At 71.5% G+C, this 24,597-nt stretch carries 21 protein-coding genes; 15 read left to right on the top strand and 6 right to left on the bottom strand.

What is annotated here, in order from left to right:
* Positions 1-110 precede the first annotated feature (110 nt).
* Both ADK52_RS05350 and ADK52_RS05355 read right to left on the bottom strand, forming a co-directional pair.
* Entirely contained in the window at positions 111-767 is a 657-nt protein-coding gene (locus ADK52_RS05350) for an MBL fold metallo-hydrolase (RefSeq protein ID WP_053688621.1), read from the bottom strand.
* Positions 768-776: 9 nt separating this feature from the next.
* Positions 777-1,472, bottom strand: coding sequence for a maleylpyruvate isomerase family mycothiol-dependent enzyme (locus ADK52_RS05355; protein WP_053688622.1), 696 nt, complete (start codon positions 1,470-1,472; stop codon positions 777-779).
* A 197-nt stretch (positions 1,473-1,669) separates the two neighbouring features.
* On the opposite strand from ADK52_RS05355, the gene uvrA reads away from it, so the two are divergent.
* Positions 1,670-4,654 (top strand): excinuclease ABC subunit UvrA, encoded by a 2,985-nt coding sequence (gene uvrA, locus ADK52_RS05360; protein WP_053688623.1) that lies wholly within the window; start codon positions 1,670-1,672, stop codon positions 4,652-4,654.
* Positions 4,655-4,787: 133 nt separating this feature from the next.
* Here uvrA and ADK52_RS05365 read toward each other — a convergent pair whose 3' ends face one another.
* Entirely contained in the window at positions 4,788-5,438 is a 651-nt protein-coding gene (locus ADK52_RS05365) for an NAD(P)-dependent oxidoreductase (RefSeq protein ID WP_053688624.1), read from the bottom strand.
* A gap of 63 nt (positions 5,439-5,501) precedes the next feature.
* Between ADK52_RS05365 and ADK52_RS05370 the strand changes: the two genes are divergently transcribed.
* The gene (locus ADK52_RS05370; RefSeq protein WP_053688625.1) at positions 5,502-6,107 is read left to right on the top strand and encodes a TetR/AcrR family transcriptional regulator; all 606 of its coding nucleotides are present in this window, start codon (positions 5,502-5,504) and stop codon (positions 6,105-6,107) included.
* On the opposite strand, the gene ADK52_RS05375 is transcribed toward ADK52_RS05370, so the two are convergent.
* Positions 6,097-6,978, bottom strand: coding sequence for a carbohydrate kinase family protein (locus tag ADK52_RS05375; protein ID WP_053688666.1), 882 nt, complete (start codon positions 6,976-6,978; stop codon positions 6,097-6,099). The two genes, ADK52_RS05370 and ADK52_RS05375, sit on opposite strands and share 11 nt — an antisense overlap.
* A gap of 160 nt (positions 6,979-7,138) precedes the next feature.
* On the opposite strand from ADK52_RS05375, the gene ADK52_RS05380 reads away from it, so the two are divergent.
* A complete protein-coding gene (locus ADK52_RS05380) occupies positions 7,139-7,570 on the top strand; it encodes a Rieske (2Fe-2S) protein (protein ID WP_053688626.1) in 432 nt (143 codons plus the stop codon).
* Between the two features lie 44 nt (positions 7,571-7,614).
* On the opposite strand, the gene ADK52_RS05385 is transcribed toward ADK52_RS05380, so the two are convergent.
* Entirely contained in the window at positions 7,615-8,565 is a 951-nt protein-coding gene (locus ADK52_RS05385; RefSeq protein ID WP_053688627.1) for a hypothetical protein, read from the bottom strand.
* Positions 8,566-8,817: 252 nt separating this feature from the next.
* Here ADK52_RS05385 and ADK52_RS05390 point away from each other — a divergent pair, with 252 nt between their 5' ends.
* Positions 8,818-9,420 carry a papain-like cysteine protease family protein gene (locus tag ADK52_RS05390; RefSeq protein ID WP_053688628.1) on the top strand — a complete coding sequence of 201 codons (603 nt, stop codon included), beginning with the start codon at positions 8,818-8,820 and terminating at the stop codon, positions 9,418-9,420.
* The gene (locus ADK52_RS05395) at positions 9,417-10,226 is read left to right on the top strand and encodes a hypothetical protein (protein ID WP_053688629.1); all 810 of its coding nucleotides are present in this window, start codon (positions 9,417-9,419) and stop codon (positions 10,224-10,226) included. The genes ADK52_RS05390 and ADK52_RS05395 overlap by 4 nt, the downstream gene beginning before the upstream one ends.
* A gap of 679 nt (positions 10,227-10,905) precedes the next feature.
* Here ADK52_RS05395 and ADK52_RS05400 read toward each other — a convergent pair.
* Positions 10,906-11,703: a maleylpyruvate isomerase family mycothiol-dependent enzyme gene (locus ADK52_RS05400; protein WP_053688630.1), complete on the bottom strand. Its 798-nt coding sequence runs from the start codon at positions 11,701-11,703 to the stop codon at positions 10,906-10,908.
* A 234-nt stretch (positions 11,704-11,937) separates the two neighbouring features.
* On the opposite strand from ADK52_RS05400, the gene uvrC reads away from it, so the two are divergent.
* The 10 genes from uvrC to ADK52_RS05450 all read left to right on the top strand — a co-directional run bounded on the left by uvrC (position 11,938) and on the right by ADK52_RS05450 (position 24,487).
* Positions 11,938-13,995 (top strand): excinuclease ABC subunit UvrC, encoded by a 2,058-nt coding sequence (gene uvrC / locus ADK52_RS05405; protein WP_053688631.1) that lies wholly within the window; start codon positions 11,938-11,940, stop codon positions 13,993-13,995.
* Positions 13,992-14,987, top strand: a complete 996-nt coding sequence (gene rapZ / locus ADK52_RS05410; protein ID WP_078987978.1) for an RNase adapter RapZ — start codon at positions 13,992-13,994, stop codon at positions 14,985-14,987. The genes uvrC and rapZ overlap by 4 nt, the downstream gene beginning before the upstream one ends.
* Positions 14,984-16,054 (top strand): gluconeogenesis factor YvcK family protein, encoded by a 1,071-nt coding sequence (locus tag ADK52_RS05415; protein ID WP_053688632.1) that lies wholly within the window; start codon positions 14,984-14,986, stop codon positions 16,052-16,054. Before rapZ ends, ADK52_RS05415 begins: the two co-directional genes overlap by 4 nt.
* Positions 16,045-17,034, top strand: coding sequence for a DNA-binding protein WhiA (gene whiA / locus ADK52_RS05420; protein WP_053688633.1), 990 nt, complete (start codon positions 16,045-16,047; stop codon positions 17,032-17,034). Before ADK52_RS05415 ends, whiA begins: the two co-directional genes overlap by 10 nt.
* Before the next feature lie 224 nt (positions 17,035-17,258).
* Positions 17,259-20,213, top strand: coding sequence for a M14 family metallopeptidase (locus ADK52_RS05425; RefSeq protein ID WP_053688634.1), 2,955 nt, complete (start codon positions 17,259-17,261; stop codon positions 20,211-20,213).
* 231 nt (positions 20,214-20,444) lie between these two features.
* Complete coding sequence (gap, locus tag ADK52_RS05430; RefSeq protein ID WP_030160344.1) at positions 20,445-21,452, top strand: type I glyceraldehyde-3-phosphate dehydrogenase; 1,008 nt, start codon at positions 20,445-20,447, stop codon at positions 21,450-21,452.
* A 144-nt stretch (positions 21,453-21,596) separates the two neighbouring features.
* Positions 21,597-22,808, top strand: coding sequence for a phosphoglycerate kinase (locus tag ADK52_RS05435; protein WP_053688635.1), 1,212 nt, complete (start codon positions 21,597-21,599; stop codon positions 22,806-22,808).
* A 6-nt stretch (positions 22,809-22,814) separates the two neighbouring features.
* A complete protein-coding gene (gene tpiA / locus ADK52_RS05440) occupies positions 22,815-23,591 on the top strand; it encodes a triose-phosphate isomerase (protein WP_053688636.1) in 777 nt (258 codons plus the stop codon).
* Positions 23,592-23,742: 151 nt separating this feature from the next.
* Positions 23,743-23,964: a preprotein translocase subunit SecG gene (secG, locus tag ADK52_RS05445; protein WP_030858951.1), complete on the top strand. Its 222-nt coding sequence runs from the start codon at positions 23,743-23,745 to the stop codon at positions 23,962-23,964.
* Positions 23,965-24,151: 187 nt separating this feature from the next.
* Positions 24,152-24,487: an RNA polymerase-binding protein RbpA gene (locus ADK52_RS05450; protein WP_010352468.1), complete on the top strand. Its 336-nt coding sequence runs from the start codon at positions 24,152-24,154 to the stop codon at positions 24,485-24,487.
* Positions 24,488-24,597 lie beyond the last annotated feature (110 nt).

Consider the following 24,597-nt stretch of genomic DNA (forward strand, 5'->3'; position numbering starts at 1 on the left):
CCCAGGACGTGCGTTCGGTCATCTTCGACCGGAAGGAGTGCTTCCTGTCGCGGTGTTGACCGGGACCGCTCTGACCGGGACCGCTCCGCGGGCCGCGGACCGGACGCCTGCTACCAGCCGCGCTCGCGCCACTCGGCCAGGTGCGGCCGCTCGGCGCCGAGCGTGGTGTCGTTGCCGTGCCCCGGGTAGACCCAGGTCTCGTCCGACAGCTGCTCGAAGAGCTTGTGCTGGACGTCGTCGATCAGCTGCTCGAAGGCCTTCGGGTCGCCCCACGTGTTGCCGACGCCGCCGGGGAAGAGGCAGTCGCCGGTGAACACGTGCGCGTGCCCGTGCGGGTCGTCGTAGATCAGGGCGATCGAGCCGGGGGTGTGGCCGACCAGGTGGCGGGCGGTCAGCGTGACCCGCCCGACCGTGACCGTGTCCCCGTCCGCCACCGGCACGTCGGTCGCCACCGGGATGCCCTCGGCGTCGTGGACGCCCGCGTACGTGCGCGCGCCGGTCGCCTCGACGACCTCCGCGAGCGCGCCCCAGTGGTCCCCGTGCCGGTGGGTGGTGACGACGGAGGTGATGCCGTCGTCGCCGATCAGGTTCAGCAGGGTTTCCGGTTCGGCCGCCGCGTCGATCAGCAGCTGCTCGTCGGTCGCCCGGCAGCGCAGCAGGTACGCGTTGTTGTTCATGGGGCCCACCGCGACCTTGGAAATCATCAGGTCCGGGAGTTCGTGCACGTCGGCCGGACCGCCGACCTTGACTGCTCCGCTGTACGTCATGTCCTGATCCTAGAGCGGGGGGAGGGCCGGGAGGGGGCCGCCGACGACAGTGAGGTGCGCGCCCCTGTCCCCGCGGCCGGCGAGCCAGCCGAGGAGCTCGGCTCCGGTGCCGAGCACGGTGACCGGGCCGCCCTCGGCGCCGCCCGTGTGCCAGGTGGGGCCGCCGTCCTCTTCGAGCCGGAGCGTCACCGGGGGCACCTCCGGGCGTCCGGACCAGCGGTCCGCGAGGAAGGCGATCTCGCGGGCGGTGAACTCCTCCGGGAGGTCGGAGAGCTCGTAGCCGATGTTCAGGTCGACGTGGTGCAGCTCCACCTCGACGAGGCGGCGGAACGGCACGTTCGAAGCCAGGTCGGTGACCCCGTTGCGCAGCTCGACGGTGCGCGACCAGTCCTGGTCCCGCTCGGTCTGCGCCAGGAAGCCGGCATGGGTCGCGCGCACGTCGGCGAGCTGGACCTCCAGCGGGCGCGGGGCGTCGCGCTCGATGTCGCGGTCGCGGGCCTCGGCGCTCTCGTACATCGGGCGGCCGGCGAAGACGTTGACGAGGGCGTCCGCGTTGCGCGCCAGGTGAGCCAGCACGTGGCCGCGGGTCCAGCCCGGCAGATGTGACTCTTCGGCCAGGGCCGCGTTGTCCAGTTTCGCGAGAGCGGTCAGCATTCGGTCCGTGGCTTCACGTACAGATTGCAGGTCGTGCACATGATCAGTCATGGATCCGAGCCTAGTGCCGCGAGCCCCTGGCCACACGAACGGGTGAACCCGTCTGCCGAGTGCCGTAAATCGAATGCGCGTGCTATACGCTCGAAGTCCAAGCTCTTCTCCATCGCAGAGGCGCCCACCCAGCCAGCCGTACGCTGGACAGTCGGGGGCCCCGTGCCCCCGCTCTCTCAAGAAAGGTGCGGACCGGCGTGACCGACCGTCTCATCGTTCGTGGCGCTCGCGAGCACAACCTCAAGAACGTCTCGCTCGACCTGCCCCGCGACTCGCTCATCGTCTTCACCGGACTCTCCGGTTCGGGCAAGTCCTCCCTGGCCTTCGACACGATCTTCGCCGAGGGCCAGCGCCGCTACGTCGAGTCGCTCTCGTCGTACGCCCGCCAGTTCCTGGGGCAGATGGACAAGCCCGACGTGGACTTCATCGAGGGGCTCTCGCCGGCCGTCTCGATCGACCAGAAGTCGACCTCGCGCAACCCGCGTTCGACGGTCGGCACCATCACCGAGGTCTACGACTACCTCCGCCTGCTCTTCGCGCGCATCGGCAAGCCCCACTGCCCCGAGTGCCGCCGCCCCATCTCGCGCCAGTCGCCGCAGGCGATCGTCGACAAGGTGCTCGCCCTCCCCGAGGGCAGCCGCTTCCAGGTGCTCTCGCCGCTGGTGCGCGAGCGCAAGGGCGAGTTCGTCGACCTCTTCTCCGACCTCCAGACCAAGGGCTACAGCCGGGCGCGGGTGGACGGGGAGACCATCCAGCTCTCCGAGCCGCCCACGCTGAAGAAGCAGGAGAAGCACACCATCGAGGTGGTCATCGACCGCCTCACCGTCAAGGAAGGCGCCAAGCGCCGGCTCACCGACTCCGTGGAGACCGCCCTCGGCCTCTCCGGCGGCATGGTGATCCTGGACTTCGTCGACCTCGCCGAGGACGACCCCGAGCGTGAGCGGATGTACTCCGAGCACCTCTACTGCCCGTACGACGACCTGTCCTTCGAGGAGCTGGAGCCGCGCTCCTTCTCCTTCAACTCCCCCTTCGGCGCCTGCCCCGAGTGCACCGGCATCGGTACGCGCATGGAGGTGGACCCGGAGCTGATCGTCCCCGACGAGGACAAGTCCCTCGACGAGGGCGCGGTCTCGCCGTGGTCCCTCGGCCACACCAAGGACTACTTCCAGCGGCTGATCGGCGCGCTCGCCGGCGAGCTGGGCTTCCGTACGGACATCCCGTGGGCCGGACTGCCGCAGCGGGCGAAGAAGGCCCTGCTGTACGGGCACAAGACGCAGATCGAGGTCCGCTACCGCAACCGGTACGGGCGCGAGCGGGCGTACACGACGGCCTTCGAGGGCGCCGTGCCGTTCGTCAAGCGCCGGCACTCGGAGTCCGAGAGCGACGCCAGCCGCGAGCGCTTCGAGGGCTACATGCGCGAGGTGCCCTGTCCGACCTGTGAGGGCACGCGGCTCAAGCCGATCGTGCTCGCGGTGACGGTGATGGAGAAGTCCATCGCCGAGGTCGCCGCGATGTCGATCAGCGAGTGCGCGGACTTCCTGGGGCGGATGCGGCTCGACGCCCGCGACAAGAAGATCGCCGAGCGGGTCCTGAAGGAGGTCAACGAGCGGCTGCGCTTCCTCGTCGACGTCGGCCTGGACTACCTCTCGCTCAACCGTGCCGCCGGCACCCTGTCGGGCGGCGAGGCCCAGCGCATCCGGCTGGCCACGCAGATCGGCTCCGGTCTCGTGGGCGTGCTGTACGTACTGGACGAGCCCTCCATCGGCCTGCACCAGCGGGACAACCACCGGCTGATCGAGACACTGGTGCGGCTGCGGGACATGGGCAACACGCTCATCGTCGTCGAGCACGACGAGGACACCATCAAGGTGGCCGACTGGGTCGTGGACATCGGCCCGGGCGCCGGTGAGCACGGCGGCAAGGTCGTGCACAGCGGCTCGCTCAAGGAGCTGCTGAAGAACCCCGAGTCGATGACGGGCCAGTACCTGGCCGGCAAGCGCTCGATCGCGATCCCGGACGTGCGCCGGCCCGTGAACGGGGACCGGAGGCTGACCGTCCACGGCGCCAAGGAGAACAACCTGCGGGACATCGACGTGTCCTTCCCGCTGGGTGTGCTCACGGCGGTCACGGGCGTGTCGGGATCGGGCAAGTCGACGCTGGTCAACGACATCCTGTACACGCACCTGGCGCGCGAGCTGAACGGCGCCCGGTCGGTACCGGGACGGCACACGCGGGTGGACGGGGACGACCTCGTCGACAAGGTCGTGCATGTCGACCAGTCGCCGATCGGCCGGACCCCGCGGTCCAACCCGGCGACCTACACGGGCGTCTTCGACCACGTGCGCAAGCTCTTCGCGGAGACGATGGAGGCGAAGGTGCGCGGCTACCTGCCGGGCCGCTTCTCCTTCAACGTGAAGGGCGGCCGGTGCGAGAACTGCTCCGGCGACGGCACGATCAAGATCGAGATGAACTTCCTGCCGGACGTGTACGTCCCGTGCGAGGTCTGCCACGGAGACCGGTACAACCGGGAGACGCTGGAGGTCCACTACAAGGGCAAGTCGATCGCCGAAGTCCTGAACATGCCGATCGAGGAGGCGCTGGACTTCTTCGAGGCCGTGCCGACGATCGCGCGGCACCTGAAGACGCTGAACGAGGTGGGGCTCGGGTACGTCCGGCTCGGCCAGTCGGCGCCGACGCTGTCGGGCGGTGAGGCGCAGCGCGTGAAGCTGGCGTCGGAGCTGCAGAAGCGGTCCACGGGCCGGACGGTGTACGTGCTGGACGAGCCGACGACGGGTCTGCACTTCGAGGACATCTCGAAGCTGATCAAGGTGCTGTCGGGGCTGGTGGACAAGGGGAACTCGGTGATCGTCATCGAGCACAACCTGGACGTCGTCAAGACCGCGGACTGGGTCATCGACATGGGCCCGGAGGGCGGCTACGGCGGCGGTCTGGTGGTGGCCGAGGGCACGCCGGAGCAGATCGCGTCGGTGGGCGCGAGCCACACCGGCAAGTTCCTGCGGGACATCCTCGGGGCGGAGCGGGTCTCCGACGCCGCGTCGCCCGTGGCCCCGCCGAAGAAGGCCGCGGCGAAGCGGACCGCGGCCAAGAAGGCGGCGGCTCCCGCGAAGAAGGCGGCCGCGGCCCCGGCCAAGAAGACGACGGCGCGGGCCCGCAAGGCCTGACCGCCGCGCGGTACGTCGCCCGAGGGGGCCCGGCCACCGGCCGGGCCCCCTCCGTGCGGTGCCGCGTCCCCCGGCCTGCCCTCGCGCGGGCGGCTCCACCCCCGTGGGGGCCGCCCGCGAGGGTCCGCCGGGGTCAGGCCGCCACGCCCACCGCCCGGCCCGCGGTCGACGGGTCGGTCAGCGACGCCAGCAGGGCGTCCGCGACGTCCGCGCGGGAGATCGTGCGCGCGTCCGGGACGTTGGCGCCGATGACCCGGCGGTAGCGGCCGGTGTGCGGCTTGTTCAGGAGGCGGGGCGGGCGGACCACCGTCCACTCGGTGCCGCTCGCGCGGATCGTCGCCTCCATGACCGCCAGGTCCGCGTACAGATCGCGCAGGGCCCGGCGCAGCAGGGGGAGGAAGACCCTCCGGGCCAGGAACCCGTCGGTGGCGACGTCCGGGCCGACCGGGGCCGCGCTCACCGCCGCCAGGCGGCTCACGCCCGCCCGGTCCATCGCCGAGACGATGGACCGCAGCGCCGGCCCGGTGACCGGCGCGAGCCGCGCCTGCTTGTTGCTCGCGGCGCCCAGCGCGGAGATCACCGCCGACCGGCCCGCGAGGGCCGGGACCAGCGCGTCCTCGTCCGTCAGGTCGCGCACCACGGCCACCTCCAGGCGCTCGTGCGCCGCGACGTCCAGCCGGGCGGGGTCGCGCACCACCGCCGTCACCTCGTGGCCCGCGTCGAGGGCCTGCCGGACGATCTCGCGGCCGACACCGCCCGTGGCTCCGAACACCGTCAGTTTCATCGCCGGCTCCCGTCCAAGGGTGGGTGAGTATTTACTCACCCCTTCTTCCGCTAGGGTGAGTGAATGCTCACCCCGAAGTCAAGCCGGCCCACTCCCGAGCGGCTCCTCGACGCCGCCGAGAAGCTCATGCGCACCATCGGCCTCGCCAATACCACCACCAAGGCCATCGCCCGCGAGGCCGGCTGCTCCGAGGCCGCGCTCTACAAGCACTACGCGAACAAGGAAGAGCTCTTCGTGCGCGTCCTCATGGAGCGCACCCCCAACGCCGGGCCGCTCATGGCCGAGCTCGACCGCGACCACGCCGAGCGCTCCGTCGAGGAGGGGCTCGCCGCGATCGCCCGCCACGCCTCGCTCTTCTACGCCGACGCCATGCCCATGGCCGCCTCGCTCTTCGCCGAGCCCGCCCTGCTGACCCGGCACCGCGAGGGCGTGCAGGAGATCGGCACCGGCCCCCACGTCGTACGCGACGCCCTCACCGGCCGGCTGCGCCGCGAGCTGGAGCGGGGGCGGCTGCGCCCCGACGCCGATCCGGAGGCGGCCGCCGCGCTGCTGCTCGGGGCCTGCTTCCAGCGGGCCTTCTTCCTGCACTTCTCCGGTCCCGAAGTGGTGCGGCCGGTCGAGGAGTTCGCCCCCGCCGTGGCCCGGACCCTGTGGGCCGCTATCCGCTGAGCTCCTGCGCGTACGGCGGCTCCGCGCCCACCCGGGTGCAGGTCAGCGCCGCCGCGTGAGCCGCGTAGGACAGGACGCCCGGCCAGTCCACCGGGTCGCCGGCCGGGAGGGCCGACAGGCGGTGCAGCAGGGCCGCGTTGACGGTGTCGCCCGCCCCGATCGTGTCCGCCACCGCGACCCGGCGGGCCGGTACCTCGTACTCCGCGGCCTCCCGGGTCCGGACCGCCAGCCCCTGCGCACCCCGGGTGAGCACCACCGCCGAGGGGCCGGCCGCCAGCCAGTCGCGGACCCGCCCGCCCAGCCAGCCGGCGTCCTCCTCCGACAGCTTGAGGACGGACACGTACGGCAGCCAGCTCAGGAACCGGGCCCGGTACGCCGCCGGATCCGCGATCAGCGCCGGGCGGATGTTCGGGTCCAGCAGGGTCAGCAGCCCGCGCCCGGATTCCCGGCGCAGCAGGGCCTCGTACGCGCTCGCGCCCGGCTCCAGCGCGAGGGAGCAGGTGCCGAGCGCCAGGGCCCGGGTGCCCGCGGGGAGCGCCCCGGGCAGGGTGAACAGCCGGTCGGCCGTGCCCTCCACGTAGAAGCCGTACGCCGCCGAGCCGTCCGGGGCGATCGAGGGCACGGCGAGGGTGGTGGGCTCCGGCCCGCGCTGCACCAGGGAGAGGTCCACCCCGGCCGTACGGAGCCCGGCGAGCAGGCTCTCGCCGAAACCGTCCGCCGAGACCCGGGAGCAGAAGGCGACCTCCGCACCGAGCCGGCCCAGCGCCAGCGCGGTGTTGTACGGGCCCCCGCCCGGCCGCGGCACCAGCGCGCCCGGCGGCTGCGCCACGGGCACGAGGTCGATCAGGGCTTCTCCACCGACGACGATCACGCGGGGAAGGTATCCCATCGGGCGGCGGAACCGGGCAGCGGTATCGTCGGGGGCCCGGCAGGAGCAGCTGAACCAGCAGAAGCAACTGAACCACCGGCACTACCGGAACCACCCGAACCACCAGAACCACCGGCACCAACCCCCAGACCAGGAGAACCGCATGTCCGCGTCGCAGCCCGCCGCCCGCCGTACCGTCCTCAAGGGCGCCGCCGCGATCGTCGGGGCCGTCGGCGGTGGGGCGGCGCTCGCGGCCTGCTCCACCGAGGGCAACAGCGGTGCCGGCTCCCCGGCGGTCCCGGCCGCCCCGGTGGAGCTCGGCGCCGCGTCCGAGGTCCCGGTCGGCGGGTCGAAGCTGTTCCGGGAGAAGAAGCTGGTCGTCAGCTGCCCGGCGGAGGGCCAGTACAAGGCGTTCAGCGCCCAGTGCACGCACGCCGGCTGCGTCCTGGACAAGATCGACGACGGCGAGGGCAACTGCCCCTGCCACGGCAGCCGATTCGACGTGACGACCGGCAAGGTGCTGCGCGGCCCCGCCACCGACCCGCTGCCCGCCGTCCCGGTCAAGGCCGAGGGCGGCAAGCTCATCGCCGGCTGATCCGGCCTGATCCGGCCTGATCCGGAAGGCGCGGCCGAGGGGGGCTACGCCCAGTCCCAGGCGATGCCCAGCAGCCCGCGCCGCACCTCCGGCTCCACGAGGTGCACGGCGCGGTGGCGCCCGCTCGGCGTCAGGTCCGCCAGCCCGCCGCGCGGCGCCCCCGGCCCGGTACGGCTGAACCGCCGGCAGCGCACCGGCAGCGCCGCCTCGTCGAAGCGGACCTGGAGCACGTACTGCCCGCCGCTGTAGCTGAACCCGCGCACGTACTCGGTGCAGCGGCCGCCGGTCCCGTCCTCGAAGCCGTAGCCGAAGACGTACGTGTCCCCGGCGCGCAGCCGGGCGTCGAAGAGCAGCTCGGCGACCAGCACCTCGGCCTGCGGGTGCCAGCGGACGCGGCCGGTCCGGCAGTTCTCGTCCGCCCGTACGCGGACCCGGGCCGGATCGCAGCCGGGGTCCCCGTGGTGGACGGCGAGGTACCGGTCGACCCCGTCGCGGTGGGCCCGTACGACGTGCTGCGACTCGCGGCCCAGCAGCTCGCCGTCCGCCCCGATCCGTACCCGCTCGTGGTGGCCGACGGTGTGCAGGCCGCCGTCGGCGGGCAGCTCCATGCCGGCCAGCAGCCCCTCCACGGCCGCGCCGACGCCGATCAGGGCCCGGTACGAGCGGGCCGGCGGGCGGACCGCCTCGGGCCCGGCGCCCTCCGGGGCGGTCAGCAGCCGCAGCAGCGTCCCTGCGGGCAGTTCCAGAATCTGCTCCAGGGCCCGTACGGCCTTCAGGGACTCGGGGCGGCTCGGCCGCCGGGCGCCCTGCTGCCAGTAGCTGAGGCTGGTCACGCCGAGCTTGATGCCGCGGGCCGCGAGCCGGTGCTGTACGCGGTGCAGGGGGAGGCCGCGGGCGCTGAGCGCGGCGCGCAGGGCGAGGTGGAAGGGGCCGGTACGCAGCAGCTGCGCCAGCTCCCGCGCGCCCGCCTCCGCGCTCTCCCCGGTCGACCGCATGACGGCTCCTCCTGTGAACGTTCACGCGGGGTGGGGCGGGAGAGCTCGCCGGTGGCACCCGGGGTCCAGGTGAAAGGACGGCAGCCGTTCACACTGCGGTCCCGCCGTTCACACTGCGATGTCAAGGCGTATTGAAGCCTGTTGACCTGATCGCGACAACACCCTGATGCTCCTCAGCAGCGTCCGGACGCGCTCCTCCAACCCCCACCCTCCCCGGCCCCACCGGGGAGATCCCCACACGGGAGGAACGCGATGCGCAACCGAATCCGGCGGCGGCTTTCCCCGGCCGCCGTCCTCACCGCCGTGCTCTTCGCCCTGCCCACCACCGCCGCCACCGCTGCCCCCACGAGCGATGCCGGCACCGGGTCCGCCCTCGCGTACAAGCGCCTGAACATCACCATGCAGGCGCAAGCCAAGACCAACTGGTGCTGGGCCGCGAGCGGCAACACCATCGCGACCTGGTTCGGCCGGAACTACACGCAGAACCAGTTCTGCAACGCCGCCTTCAACCGCCAGCAGGGCTACGACTGCCCCAACAACCAGGCCACCCTCGGCAACGTCCAGACCGCCCTGAACTGGGCCGGCATCAACTCCGGCTCGTACGTGACCGGCTGGCTCCGCTACCCCACCGTACAGAGCGAGATCGACGCCAACCGGCCGGTCGAGACCCGGATCCAGTGGTCCAACGGCGGCGGCCACATGCACGTCATCTACGGCTACGACACCGCCGACAGCTGGGTCTACTGGGGCGATCCGTGGCCGTCCAGCGACCGCTACAACTGGGCCTCGCACGCCTGGTACGTGGACAACAGCACCTTCTCCTGGACCCACTCGCTCTACCGGATCGGGGCGTGAGCGCCATGTCCAAGCGTGTTTCCGCCGCGCTCCTCGCCGCGACCGCCGTCGCCCTCGTCGGCACGGCGGCCCCGCAGGCCGCGGCCGCGCCCGTGCCGCAGCCGCAGTCCGTCACCGCGGAGACGAGGGCCGCGGCGCAGCGGGCGGCCGCCGCCCCCGACACCCTGGCCACGCTGTCCCGCTTCTTCGCCCGGGAGGGCAAGGTCGCGCTGAACGCGGCCCGGCCGCGGATCGAGGGTGAGGCGGTACCGGTCAGCTACCTGTCCCCGGACTTCGTCGCGGGCAAGGCCGGGGCGAGCGTGGCCCGGCTGGAGTTCCTCGCCAGCAAGGCGGTCTCCTCGGACGGGCAGCAGGCCGCACTGTGGACCGCGCGGACCGAGGCGGGATGGCAGGTCGTGAACATCGCCACCGGCGACGACGAGTTCCGCTACGCGCAGCTCGGCGCCGCGAAACTGCCCGGCGGCACGGTGTTCCGGGAACCGCAGATCGACGCGTGGTACGTGGCCGGGGGCAGCCGGGTGCTGCCGCTGGACGAGGACGCCGAGCGCGCCGTCGGCGCGGGGGGCACCAGCCTCGCCGCGTACCGGTCGAGGGTGACGCGGGCGTACGGGGACAAACTGCCGGGCTCGGCGTATGCGAAGGAGGGCAAGGCCGGGGGCTACGCGGCGGGCGCCGCCGCCGATGCCGCCGCCGATGCCGGTGCGGGTACGCCGGTGACGGCCGGGGCCGTCGCCGGGGGGCTCGCGCTGGCCGCGGCCGGCGCGCTCGCCGTGCGCCGCTCGCGGCGGGGCCGCGCCACCGCCTGACCGGCCTCGCCCCTTGCCGGGACCCGGGCCACTGCCCCCGCCCCTTGCCGGGGGCAGTGGCCCGGGACCCGGGCGGCCGGCCGCGATGCCGTTGCTGCGGGCGGGCGCCGCGGTCGCCGTGCTGCGGGCGGGCAGCAGGCGGTGCCGCAGTTCCTCGCGGACCTCGACGAGGGCGTGCTGCAGCCCGGTGGCGGTCGGTGGCGGCGGCCCGGGCGACGACGGTGCGGCGGATGACCCTGACGGCGGCCGGGTAGGAGACCCGGTCGGGCTCGACGGCCGGGCCGCCGGCCGCGGCGGCGTGGTCGCCGACCACCAGGGCCTGCCGTCGACGGTTCGGCGACACCGTGTTCGGCGCGGGCCGGTGCGAGCAGTGCAACGGGATCATCAGCGTCCGCGAGCGGTCGGACTCTCGGTCCTGCTCTCCGGCCCGCCGCACCAGGGCGTGGCGCGAGCGCCCGGAGGCCACTCAGACCCCGTCCCGGACAGTCGTCACGCCGTGACGCCTGCCGGGACGGGGTCTGAGTGGCTTCGGTGCAACTCCTGATCAAGGAAGTAGCACCTGATGTCGGTGACGCCCCGAGGCCGCCTCGCGGGTTTGAGCCCGGTGCCGCGACTGACGAACCCGGCGAAGAGTCGTGTCCTACCGGCTCGAGGCGCGGCCAACGGCCCCCGCTACGTCCTACTCCGTCGGCTCCCAGGCACGGAGCAGGTCGAGCAGCCCTGCGTCTCCGTCGACGTGCAAGGACTCGGCCGGGATGCGGTCGTACAAGTAGATGACCAACTCACTGGCCGTGCCATGGATGGAGACGCCGGCTGCGTCCGAGTCCTCGCCGGTCGCGGCAGTGGGCGCGGGGATGCGGGTGGAGCGTGCGCCGTCGCCGTCGACCGTGAGGCGCCAGGAGCGGCCCTCGGCGGTGTGGAAGTCGAAGGACGTGGGCTCGTGCGGCCAGGCGCTGGGCGACGCGACGCAGGTGAACAGGAACTCCTCGACACCGTCGAGCGCGACCTCGGCCGGCAGCGGCTGCGGGGCGCCCGCGGCGAGCAGGGCGTCGTAGGTGTGCACCGCGCTCTCCTGGACCCGGTGCCGGGCGACTCCGCCAGAGGTCCGCGGCGTCTGCAGGCCACTCCACCACGCCCAGCAACCGCTCTCCGGTCCTGCCTCGCGCAGGGCGCTCAGCAGAAGCTGCGTCGACGCGGCCAGCCAGGCCAGCAGGGCCTCACGCTCCCGCGGCACTTCCAGAGCGGCGCGCGCGGCGGTGGCCTCGGCCGGGGGAGCGTCGGCAGGCCCCGCGCCGACTATGGCGGCCCAGAAACGGTCTCCCCCACCCAGGTGCTTCACCAGATCGAACAGCGTCCACCCGGGGCAGGTCGGCACCTGTGCGTCGAGACTGGGCGCGGCGGCGACCGCGGCGCGGAAGGCGGTCGACCGTTCATCGATCAGTCGCAGCAGGTCAAGGAACTCAAGATTCTTTTCCACGCCGGATCTCTATCACCGTGCTCCGGTGATGGGACAGCGATTTTCCCGGTCGCCGCCGGTCGGCCCTCGCGGACGTCGTCCCCACCGCCCGCCCGAAGCAACGGCCTTGCGGCCGGCCGGCTGCAAGGCCGTTGTGGCCGGCTGGCCGCCCGTGACCCGCACCCCGAACGCCGGCGGGGCTGGGGCGGGCCCGGTGTACGGGGGTTGTCGGTGGGCGGAAGTAGGGTGGTTGGCATGGCCGACCCTTCCAGCTACCGTCCCGCGCCGGGGCAGATTCCCGACTCCCCGGGGGTCTACCGATTCCGCGACGAACACCGCCGGGTGATCTACGTCGGGAAGGCCAAGAGCCTGCGGCAGCGGCTGGCCAGCTACTTCCAGGACCTCGCCGGGCTCCATCCGCGCACCGCCACCATGGTGACCACCGCCGCCTCCGTCGAGTGGACCGTCGTCTCCACCGAGGTCGAGGCGCTCCAGCTCGAATACTCCTGGATCAAGGAGTACGACCCCCGGTTCAACGTCAAGTACCGGGACGACAAGAGCTACCCCTCCCTCGCGGTGACGATGAACGAGGAATACCCGAGGGTCCAGGTCATGCGGGGGCCCAAGAGGAAGGGCGTGCGGTACTTCGGGCCGTACGGGCACGCCTGGGCGATTCGCGAGACCGTCGACCTCATGTTGCGGGTCTTCCCCGTGCGGACCTGCTCCGCCGGGGTGTTCAAGCGGTCCGCGCAGATCGGGCGGCCCTGCCTGCTCGGCTACATCGGCAAGTGCTCCGCGCCCTGCGTCGGCCGGGTCACCCCCGACGAGCACCGCGAACTCGCCGAGGACTTCTGCGACTTCATGGCCGGACGGACCGGTACCTACCTGTCCCGGCTGGAGCGGCAGATGCACGAGGCCGCCGAGGAGATGGAGTACGAGAAGGCTGCCCGGCTGCGCGACGACATAGGGGCGCTGCGCCGGGCCATGGAGAAGAACGCCGTGGTCCTCGCCGACGCCACGGACGCCGATCTCATCGCCGTGGCCGAGGACGAGCTCGAAGCGGCCGTGCAGATCTTCCACGTACGCGGCGGGCGCGTGCGCGGCCAGCGCGGCTGGGTCACCGACAAGGTCGAGGCCGTGGACACCGCCGGACTCGTCGAGCACGCCCTCCAGCAGCTCTACGGGGAGGAGAGCGGCGAGGCCGTCCCCAAGGAGGTGCTGGTCCCGGCCCTGCCCGAGGACGCGCCCGCCCTCGCGGACTGGCTCGCCGAGCGGCGCGGCTCGCTCGTCAGCCTGCGCATCCCGCAGCGCGGGGACAAGAAGGCCCTGATGGAGACCGTCCACCGCAACGCGCAGCAGTCCCTGGCCCTGCACAAGACCAAGCGCGCCAGCGACCTCACCACCCGCTCGCGGGCCCTGGAGGAGATCGCCGAGGCCCTCGAGCTCGACAGTGCGCCGCTGCGCATCGAGTGCTTCGACATCTCGCACCTCCAGGGCGACGACGTGGTGGCCTCGATGGTCGTCTTCGAGGACGGACTGGCCAGGAAGAGCGAGTACAGGCGCTTCGCGATCAAATCGTTCGAGGGACAGGACGACGTCCGGTCCATGCACGAGGTGGTCTCGCGGCGCTTCCGCCGCTACCTCCAGGAGAAGCTGAAGACCGGCGAGTGGTCCCCGGAGGACGGGGAGGAGGGGGAGAACCCCCTGGAGAACCCCCTCGCCGAGGACGACGGGCGGCCGAAGCGCTTCGCGTACCCGCCGCAGCTCGTCGTGGTCGACGGCGGGCAGCCGCAGGTGGCCGCCGCCCAGCGGGCCCTGGACGAGCTCGGCATCGACGACGTGGCCGTCTGCGGGCTGGCGAAGCGGCTGGAGGAGGTCTGGCTGCCCGGCGAGGACGACCCGGTCGTGCTGCCCCGCACCAGCGAGGGGCTCTACCTGCTCCAGCGGGTGCGTGACGAAGCCCACCGGTTCGCGATCCAGTACCAGCGGAACAAGCGCGGAAAACGGCTCAAGGCGGGCCCGCTCGACGAGGTGCCCGGGCTCGGCGAAAGCCGCAGGCAGGCCCTGGTCAAGCACTTCGGTTCGGTGAAGAAGCTGAGACAGGCGACAATCGACCAGATCTGCGAGGTCCCGGGCATAGGACGCAAGACGGCCGAGACCGTGGCCGCGGCGCTCGCCCGGTCGGTTCCCGCCGGTCCTGCCGTCAACACGGCGACAGGAGAGATCATTGAGGATGAGACCCCGCCCCCGCGGGTGGGGGCACCTCCCAGCGGCAGCTGGGGGACATCGTCCGAACGGGGGACCGAGCAATGACCGAGCGCGAGACCGACCAGACGAACGGCCGGACGGCCGAGCAGACGACCGACCACACGACCGAGCACGACCGAGACGGAGCACAGGTGAGCACGGGCACGACAGCGGAGCCCGGAGATACCGCCGAGGCGGCCATCCCCGAGCTGGTGATCATCTCCGGCATGTCCGGGGCCGGCCGCAGTACGGCGGCCAAGTGTCTGGAGGACCTCGGCTGGTTCGTCGTCGACAACCTCCCGCCCGCACTGATCCCCACCATGGTGGAGCTCGGCGCCCGCTCGCAGGGCAACGTGGCGCGCATCGCCGTCGTCGTCGACGTCCGCGGCCGCCAGTTCTTCGACGCCCTGCGCGAGTCCCTCTCCGACCTCGACAGCAAGGGCGTCACCCGGCGCATCGTCTTCCTGGAGTCCTCCGACGACGCGCTGGTCCGCCGCTTCGAGTCGGTCCGCCGCCCGCACCCCCTCCAGGGAGACGGCCGCATCACCGACGGCATCGCCGCCGAGCGCGACCTGCTGCGCGAGCTGCGCGGCGACGCCGACCTGGTCATCGACACCTCCAGCCTGAACGTGCACGAGCTGCGCGCGAAGATGGACGCCCAGTTCGCGGGCGACGAGGAGCCCGAGCTGCGGGCGACCGTCATGTCCTTCGGCTACAAGTACGGCCTCCCCGTCGACGCCGACCTCGTCGTCGACTGCCGCTTCATCCCCAACCCGCACTGGGTGCCCGAGCTGCGGCCCTTCACCGGCCTCAACCCGGAGGTGTCGGGCTACGTGTTCAGCCAGCCCGGCGCCAAGGAGTTCCTCGACCGCTACACCGAGCTGCTCCAGCTCATCGCCACCGGCTACCGCCGGGAGGGCAAGCGGTACGTGACCATCGCGGTCGGCTGCACCGGCGGCAAGCACCGCAGCGTGGCCATGTCCGAGAAGCTCGCTGCCCGCCTCGCCTCCGAGGGAGTCGAGACCGTCGTAGTCCACCGGGACATGGGGCGCGAGTGACCGGACGCACCCTGCGGCTGCGCCGCCTGCGCCGCCTCACCTCGGGGCGGGACGAGGACGGCGCGGGCCGCACCGGGCTGCGCCGCGGCGCAGCCCCCAAGGTGGTCGCACCCAAGGTCGTCGCCCTCGGCGGCGGCATGGGCCTGTCGGCCTCCCTGGCAGCCCTGCGCCGGATCACCGGAGAGCTCACCGCCGTCGTCACCGTCGCCGACGACGGCGGTTCCAGCGGCCGGCTCCGGGAGGAGCTCGGCGTGCTGCCGCCCGGGGACCTGCGCAAGGCGCTGGCCGCGCTGTGCGGCGACGACGACTGGGGCCAGACCTGGGCCCGCGTCATCCAGCACCGCTTCCAGTCCGAGGGCGACCTGCACGGGCACGCGGTCGGCAACCTGCTGATCGTCGCCCTGTGGGAACAGCTCGGCGACCCCGTCCAGGCCCTCGACCTGGTCGGGAAGCTGCTGGGGGCGCAGGGCCGGGTGCTGCCCATGTCGGCGGTTCCGCTGGAGCTGCAGGCGCTGGTCCGCGGCCACGATCCCGCCCGCCCGGGCGAGGTCGACACCGTCCGCGGGCAGGCCACGGTGGCCACGACCCCCGGCGAGGTGCTCTCCGTACAGGTCGTGCCCGGCGATCCGCCGGCCGTGCCGGAGGCCGTCGCGGCGGTCCTGGACGCGGACTGGGTGGTGCTCGGTCCGGGGTCCTGGTTCTCGTCCGTGATCCCGCACCTGCTGGTGCCGGAACTGCTCGACGCGCTCATCGAGACCAAGGCCCGCCGGGTCCTCTCGCTGAACCTCGCGCCGCAGCCCGGCGAAACAGAGGGCTTCTCTCCGCAGCGTCATTTGGAGGTTTTGGCCCGACACGCCCCTAAACTCGCCCTGGACGTGGTGCTGGCCGACGAGGCCGCCGTGCCCGACCGCGAGTCCCTCGCCGATGCCGCAAAACGGTTCGGTGCCGCGGTCGAGCTGGCGCCGGTGGCCAGGGAAGACGGCTCTCCGAAGCATGACCCGGAGCTGCTCGCCGCCGCGTACGACCGTATTTTTCGGATGCATGGAAGGATCGGCCCATGGCGATGACGCCAGCGGTGAAGGATGAGATCTCCCGGCTCCCCGTCACCCGGACCTGCTGCAGGAAGGCGGAGGTCTCGGCGATTCTTCGGTTCGCGGGCGGGCTGCACCTGGTGAGCGGGCGGATCGTCATCGAGGCGGAGCTGGACACCGGGATCGCTGCCCGGCGCCTGCGCAAGGACATCCTGGAGATCTTCGGCCATTCCTCGGACCTGGTGGTCATGGCCCCCGGCGGTCTGCGCCGGGGCAGCCGGTACGTCGTCCGGGTCGTGGCCGGCGGTGACCAGCTGGCACGCCAGACGGGCCTCGTGGACGGCCGCGGCCGTCCCATCCGGGGCCTTCCCCCGCAGGTGGTCTCCGGAGCCACCTGCGACGCGGAGGCGGCCTGGCGCGGCGCCTTCCTGGCCCACGGCTCGCTCACCGAGCCGGGCCGGTCCTCCTCCCTGGAGGTGACCTGCCCCGGTCCGGAGGCCGCCCTGGCCCTGGTGGGCGCCGCCCGCCGGCTCTCCATCGCCGCCAAGGCACGCGAGGTGCGCGGCGTGGACCGGGTCGTGGTCCGCGACGGCGACGCGATCGGCGCCCTGCTCACCCGGCTCGGCGCGCACGAGTCGGTGCTGGCCTGGGAGGAGCGGCGGATGCGGCGCGAGGTGCGCGCCACCGCCAACCGCCTCGCCAACTTCGACGACGCCAACCTGCGCCGCTCGGCGCGGGCCGCGGTGGCCGCCGGGGCCCGGGTCCAGCGCGCGCTGGAGATCCTCGGCGAGGAGGTCCCCGAGCACCTCGCGGCGGCCGGCCGGCTGCGCATGGAGCACAAGCAGGCCTCCCTGGAGGAGCTGGGCGCGCTCGCCGACCCGCCCCTGACGAAGGACGCGGTCGCGGGCCGGATCCGCCGCCTGCTGGCGATGGCCGACAAGCGGGCGCAGGACCTGGGCGTCCCGGGGACCGAGTCGAACCTGAGCGAGGACCTCGCCGACAACATGGCGGGCTGACCGCGCCGGGCCGACCGCGCCGGGCCGACCGCGCCGGGACGAGACGCCGGTCGGTGAGCCCGCCGGTCGCCCCGTACTCCGTACGCCTCGCGCCGTACGTCTCAAAGGGGTCCGCACGTCACACGTGCGGACCCCTTTGAGACACGCCCCATTGACATGGGCATCGCCTGATCGTGAGCCTGTCGTCCGAACGCTTTCGTGGCAGACGACGCCCAGGGGGGCACATGAGGCACCGCGCGAGATCGATCCTCGCCGCAAGCGCACTCGTCTTGGGAACCACACTGGCCGCTCTTCCTGTGGCCCACGCCCGGCCCGCAGCAGACGCCTCACCCGGCGCCGACGAGGTCCGGGTCTACGACGCGGACATCACCAAGGAGCAGGTACCGCTGCTCCTCGCCGCGGGCCAGGACTCCCACGAGCTCACCGAGCGCGCCCCGGAGAACGGGACCGCCAAGGTCGAGCTGTTCCTCACCGGCACCCAGGCCAAGGAGCTCGCCGGCCAGGGCGTCAAGCTCGCCGAGCACAAGGTCCCGGCGGGCGCGGCCCGCGCCGAGGCCGTCGGCGACGGGGTCTTCCGCCCGTACAGCGGCAAGGGCGGGCTCCAGGAGGAGATCCTCAAGACGGCCCAGGCCAACCCCGGCCTCGCCAAGGTGGTCTCCATCGGAAAGACCGTCCAGGGCAAGGACATCCTGGCCCTGAAGGTCACCAAGAACGCCCGCACCACCAAGGACGGCGGCAAGCCGTCCGTGCTCTACATGTCCAACCAGCACGCCCGTGAGTGGATCACCCCCGAGATGACCCGGCGGCTGATGCACCACACCCTCGACAACTACGGCAAGGACCAGCGGATCACCAAGCTGGTGGACTCCACCGAGCTGTGGTTCCTGCTGTCCGCCAACCCGGACGGGTACGACTACACGCACTCCCCGGACGGCGACCGGCTGTGGCGCAAGAACCTGCGCGACAACAACGGCGACGGCAAGATCACCACCGGTGACGGCGTCGACCTCAACCGGAACTTCGCCTACAAGTGGGGATACGACAACGAGGGTTCCTCGCCGAACCAGTCGAGCGAGACCTACCGCGGCACCAAGCCCTCCTCCGAGCCGGAGACCGTCGCCCTCGACAGGTTCGAGAAGCGCATCGGCTTCACGTACGCCATCAACTACCACTCCGCCTCCGAGCTGCTGCTCTACGGCGTGGGCTGGCAGGTGGCCACCCCGACCCCGGACGACGTCGCCTACAAGGCGCTCGCCGGCACCCCGGAGAACTCCGCGATCCCGGGCTACTACCCGCAGATCTCCTCCGAGCTCTACACCACCAACGGCGAGGCCGACGGCCACGCCACGAACGTCAACGGCGTCATGATGTTCACGCCGGAGATGACCACCTGCCAGACGGCCTCGGCGAGCGACCCGAACGACCGGTGGAAGCCCGAGGACTGCCGGTCCGGCTTCAACTTCCCGGACGACGAGAAGCTCATCCAGGCGGAGTTCGCGAAGAACGTCCCCTTCGCCCTGGCCGTCGGCGAGAGCGCCGCCCACCCGGACCAGCCGAAGTCCTCCGTCGGCCTGAGCGCCGCGGACTTCACACCGGACCCCTTCACCACCTCGTACGTGGCCAAGGGCGAGGACCAGACGGTCTCCGTCACCGCCCGCAAGGCGCTGAAGGACAAGCAGCTCAAGTTCCGTATCAACGGCGGCCGTACGCACGACGACGGACTGAGGGCCTGGAAGGGCGGCGACGTCTACGGCGGCGACGACAACAACTGGTTCGACGAGTACCGCGCCAAGGTCGACGGCGCCAGGCCGGGTGACAAGGTCGAGGTCTGGTTCACCGGCCGCGACGGCTCCGGCCGGCAGGTCTCCAGCGAGCACTTCACGTACACGGTGGCCGAGCGGCCGCGCGCCGACGTGCTGGTGATCGCCGAGGAGGGGGCCAAGGCCCAGCACGCGCAGGAGTACGTCGACGCCCTGCGCGCCAACGGGAAGTCCGCGGCGGTCTGGGACGTGGCCGTACAGGGTGCCCCGCACCACCTCGGCGTGCTCTCCCACTTCCGTACGGCCGTCCACTACACCGGCGCCAAGACCCCCGGCGGCGACACCCAGCTCGCCGTACGGGACTTCCTCAACGAGGGCGGCAAGCTGATCGAGGCCGGTGAGCTGGCGGGCGGAAACGCCCAGGTCGGCCGCGCCGTGACGGACGACTTCAGCCAGTACTACCTCGGCGCGTACAGCCGTACGAGTGCCCGCGGCGCGACCGGCTTCATCGGTACGGGTGGCCTCTCCGGCGCCAAGGGCGGCCTGGGCGACGCGGCGGGCAACCCGTTCAACGCCCCCGGCTCCTACGCGGTCACCTCCGACTCCCTGCCCGCGGCGCAGTTCCCGCAGTTCAAGAGCGCGCCCGCGGGCCAGTACGCCGGGGTCGTGAACCCGTACGCCCCCTACTCCGGTACGGGGATGGCGGCGGCCACCCACGAGGACGACGAGTGGAAGCGGCTGACCCGCACGGTCGACCTGACCAAGGTCACCGCCGCCGACAGGCCGCAGCTCAAGATGGCCCTCAACTGGAACACCGAGCAGGGCTACGACCACGCGCTCCTGGAGGCCCACACGACCGGGGCCGAGGACTGGACCACGCTGCCCGAGGCGGGCGGCCTGACCGGCACCTCCGTCCCGACGGAGTGCGAGGCCGGGTTCTACATCAACGGCCACCCGTTCCTCAAGCACTACCTCACCCTGGACAGCGCCGGCTGCACCGCCGCCGGCACCAGCGGCTCGTGGAACAGCTTCACCGGCTCGTCCGACGGGTGGAAGCAGGTCACCTTCGACCTGAGTGCGTACGCGGGCAAGACCGTCGAGGTCTCCCTCTCCTACGTTTCGGACGGCGGTTCCGGCGGCCGCGGCCTCTTCGCGGACGACGCACGCGTCTCCGTGGGGGGAGCCGACCAGGCCGTGGAGGGGTTCGAGACCTCCCTGGGAGCCTGGACCGCCCAGGGCGCACCTGCCGGAAGTCCCGTGGTTCCGGGCGATTGGGCCCGGTCCGGCGAGCTGTTCAAGTCCTACGCCTCGGTCACTACGCGTAACACGGTGCTCCTCGGCTTCGGCCTCGAACACCTGCCGGCGGCGGCGGATCGAGCCGTACTCGTCGGTAAGGCGCTCAGGTCGCTACACCGCTGATCATTCGAGCCCCCGTCGCTCACTCTGGGTGATGGAGACCAAAGTCCCCGGGGTCCCGTGCCGAGCGCACGGTGCGGGCCCCGGCGGCTGTCTCCCTTGTGGCGGGGGGAGTGTCAGGTCCCGGCCGATGTCACTCAAAAGCTCACGGAGAGGTAGGGTCGTAAGCGGTCGGGGACATCCCATACAGCTCGCCGGCGGGACAGGCCGGCGCACCAACGAGGAGATCGGTTCGTGACGATCCGCGTAGGCATCAATGGTTTTGGCCGAATTGGCCGCAACTACTTCCGGGCGCTCCTTGAGCAGGGAGCGGACATCGAGATCGTCGGTGTCAACGACCTGACTGACAACGCGACCCTGGTGCACCTGCTCAAGTACGACACCATCCTGGGCCGCCTCAAGGCCGAGGTCTCCCACACCGACGACACCATCACCGTCGGCGGCAACACCTTCAAGACGTTCGCCGAGCGTGACCCCGCGAACCTGCCCTGGGGCGAGCTCGGCGCGGACATCGTCATCGAGTCGACCGGCATCTTCACGAAGAAGGCCGACGCCGCCAAGCACATCGCCGCGGGCGCGAAGAAGGTCCTCATCTCGGCTCCGGCCAAGGACGAGGACATCACCATCGTGATGGGCGTCAACCAGGACAAGTACGACGCGGCCAACCACCACGTCATCTCCAACGCCTCCTGCACCACCAACTGCGTGGCGCCGATGGCCAAGGTTCTCGACGAGAACTTCGGCATCGTCAAGGGCATGATGACCACGGTCCACGCGTACACGAACGACCAGCGCATCCTGGACTTCCCGCACTCGGACCTGCGCCGCGCCCGCGCCGCCGCCGAGAACATCATCCCGACCTCGACGGGTGCCGCCAAGGCCACCGCTCTGGTCCTCCCGCAGCTCAAGGGCAAGCTGGACGGCATCGCCATGCGCGTCCCGGTCCCGACCGGCTCGGTCACCGACCTCGTCCTGGAGCTCTCCCGCGAGACCACCAAGGAAGAGATCAACGCCGCCTTCCAGAAGGCCGCCGAGGGCCAGCTCAAGGGCATCCTCGACTACACCGAGGACGCGATCGTCTCCTCCGACATCGTGAACTGGCCGGCTTCCTGCACCTTCGACTCCTCCCTGACCATGGTTCAGGACGGTACGCAGGTCAAGGTCGTCGGCTGGTACGACAACGAGTGGGGCTACTCCAACCGCCTCGTCGACCTGACCGTCTTCGTCGGCGGTCAGCTCTAAGTCTCAGGTAGCAGGGCCAGGCACCAAGATGTGAGGACAGGGTCCGGTCAGCGCGATGGAGCGCTGCACGGGCCCTGTCGTCTGCCTCCACCGATCGGCCCCGCACCGGCAGAACCCGTGTATGGGGATAAGGAGTAGAAACACATGAAGACGATCGACGAACTGCTCGCCGACGGCGTTTCCGGCAAGCGGGTCTTCGTCCGCGCCGATCTCAACGTGCCGCTCGACGGCGCCAAGATCACCGACGACGGCCGCATCCGCGCCGTGCAGCCGACCATCGCGAAGCTCGCCGAAGCCGGCGCCCGCGTGATCGTCGCCTCGCACCTGGGCCGCCCCAAGGGCGCCCCGGACCCGGCCTTCTCGCTCGCTCCGGCCGCCAAGCGACTCGGTGAACTGCTCGGTGCGGACGTCGCGTTCGCCACGGACACCGTCGGTGATTCCGCCAAGGAGACCGTCGCGGCCCTCGCCGACGGCCAGGTCGCCGTCATCGAGAACCTGCGCTTCAACGCCGGTGAGACCGCGAAGGACGACGCCGAGCGCGGCGCCTTCGCGGACCAGCTCGCCGAGCTCGCCGACGTCTACGTCGGCGACGGCTTCGGCGCCGTCCACCGCAAGCACGCCTCGGTCTTCGACCTGCCCGCGCGCCTCCCGCACGCGGCCGGCTACCTGATCGCCACCGAGGTCGGCGTCCTGAAGAAGCTGACCGCCGAGGTCAAGCGCCCCTACGTGGTCGTCCTCGGCGGCGCCAAGGTCTCCGACAAGCTGGCCGTCATCGACCAGCTGCTCGGCAAGGCCGACCGCATCCTCATCGGCGGCGGCATGGCGTACACCTTCCTCTACGCCAAGGGCCACGAGGTCGGCATCTCCCTGCTCCAGAAGGACCAGGTGGACGTCGTCAAGGAGTACATGGCGCGCGCCGAGAAGCTCGGCGTTGAGCTGGTCCTCCCGGTCGACATCCTGGCCTCGGCGGACTTCCCCGACCTCAAGGGCAAGACCCCGGCCGAGTTCACCACCGTCGACGCGGACAAGATCCCCGCCGACAAGGAGGGTCTGGACATCGGTCCCAAGACCCGTGAGCTGTACGCGTCGAAGATCGCCGACGCGGAGACCGTCTTCTGGAACGGTCCCGTGGGCGTCTTCGAGCACCCCGACTACGCCGGAGGCACCCGCGCCATCGCGCAGGCCCTCGTCGACAGCAGCGCGTTCACCGTGGTCGGCGGCGGCGACTCCGCCGCGGCCGTGCGCACGCTCGGCTTCGACGAGAACGCTTTCGGTCACATCTCGACCGGTGGCGGCGCCTCCCTCGAATACCTCGAGGGCAAGACGCTCCCCGGCCTCGCCGCACTGGAGGTCTGAACCCGTATGACCACGCGTACCCCGCTGATGGCGGGCAACTGGAAGATGAACCTCAACCACCTCGAGGCCATCGCGCACGTCCAGAAGCTCGCCTTCGCGCTCGCCGACAAGGACTACGACGCCGTCGAGGTCGCGGTCCTGCCGCCCTTCGTCGACCTGCGCTCGGTCCAGACCCTGGTCGACGGCGACAAGCTGAAGATCAAGTACGGCGCCCAGGACATCTCGGCGCACGACTCCGGTGCCTACACCGGCGAGATCTCCGGCTCGATGCTCGCGAAGCTGAAGTGCACGTACGTGGCCGTCGGCCACAGCGAGCGCCGCCAGTACCACGGCGAGAGCGACGAGCTCTGCAACGCCAAGGTCAAGGCTGCCTACGCGAACGGGATCACCCCGATCCTCTGCGTCGGCGAGGGCCTGGACATCCGCAAGGCCGGCGGCCAGGTCGCGCACACGCTGGCCCAGGTCGACGGCGGCCTGAAGGACGTCCCGGCCGAGCAGGCCGAGTCCATCGTGATCGCGTACGAGCCCGTCTGGGCCATCGGGACCGGCGAGGTCGCCACCCCCGAGGACGCGCAGGAGGTCTGCGGGGCGATCCGCACCCGCCTCGCCGAGCTCTACTCGCAGGAGCTGGCCGACAAGGTCCGCATCCAGTACGGCGGCTCCGTGAAGTCCGGCAACATCGCGGCGATCATGGCCCAGCCCGACGTCGACGGCGCCCTGATCGGTGGCGCCGCACTGGACGCGGACGAATTCGTGAAGATCGTCCGCTTCCGCGACCAGTGAGCTGCGTGATCGTCGCAGTGAGTATGCGGTAGGACGGATCCGTCGTACCCTTGCGGGGGCCAGGAGGCTGAACCACCAGCCACTGGCCCCCGCGCACGTCAAGCAGAGCCGGACAGCCAGAAAAGCCAGAAAGTAGGAATCAGCCGTGATTATGGGGTTCTCGATCGCCCTGATCGTCTTCAGCGCCCTGCTGATGCTGCTCGTGCTGATGCACAAGGGCAAGGGCGGCGGCCTTTCCGACATGTTCGGCGGCGGCATGCAGTCCTCCGTCGGCGGCTCCTCGGTCGCGGAGCGCAACCTGGACCGCATCACCGTCGTGATCGGTCTGCTCTGGTTCGCCTGCATCATGGCGCTCGGGATTCTGCTGAAGTAGCGAAGCCGACGGTTCTGGCCATTGTGCCGGTCCGGTCGGCTCCACCCCGCCTATCATGAGGACGGCGTCCACGGCCTGGAGTGAGTAACTCCATGTGATGGACGTGCGTTGGGCCTTACGTAGACTGGGGCGCCCGCAGCGGAATCCACTCACGCTTCGCGGCACCATCACGCAGGGAGTTACGACCGTGGCAAGTGGCAACGCGATCCGTGGCAGTCGGGTCGGAGCGGGGCCGATGGGTGAGGCCGAGCGCGGCGAGTCCGCGCCCCGCCTGCGCATCTCCTTCTGGTGCTCGAACGGGCACGAGACGCAGCCGAGCTTCGCCAGCGACGCGCAGGTGCCGGACACCTGGGACTGCCCGCGCTGCGGGTTCCCGGCCGGCCAGGACCGGGACAACCCGCCGGCGCCGCCGCGCACCGAGCCCTACAAGACGCACCTGGCGTACGTGCGGGAGCGGCGGTCCGACGCCGACGGCGAGGCGATCCTCGCCGAGGCGCTCGCCAAGCTCCGCGGCGAGATCTGACGAACGCAAGAGTGACGGTGTGACATCGGGCCCGGCCCGCAGGAGACTTCTCCAGCGGGCCGGGCCCCTTTGCGTACCCCCGCGCCGAAGGTGCTGTCCGGCACACCCCC

The sequence above is a fragment of the Streptomyces sp. WM6372 genome (assembly GCF_001279655.1).
Classification (GTDB): Bacteria; Actinomycetota; Actinomycetes; order Streptomycetales; family Streptomycetaceae; genus Streptomyces.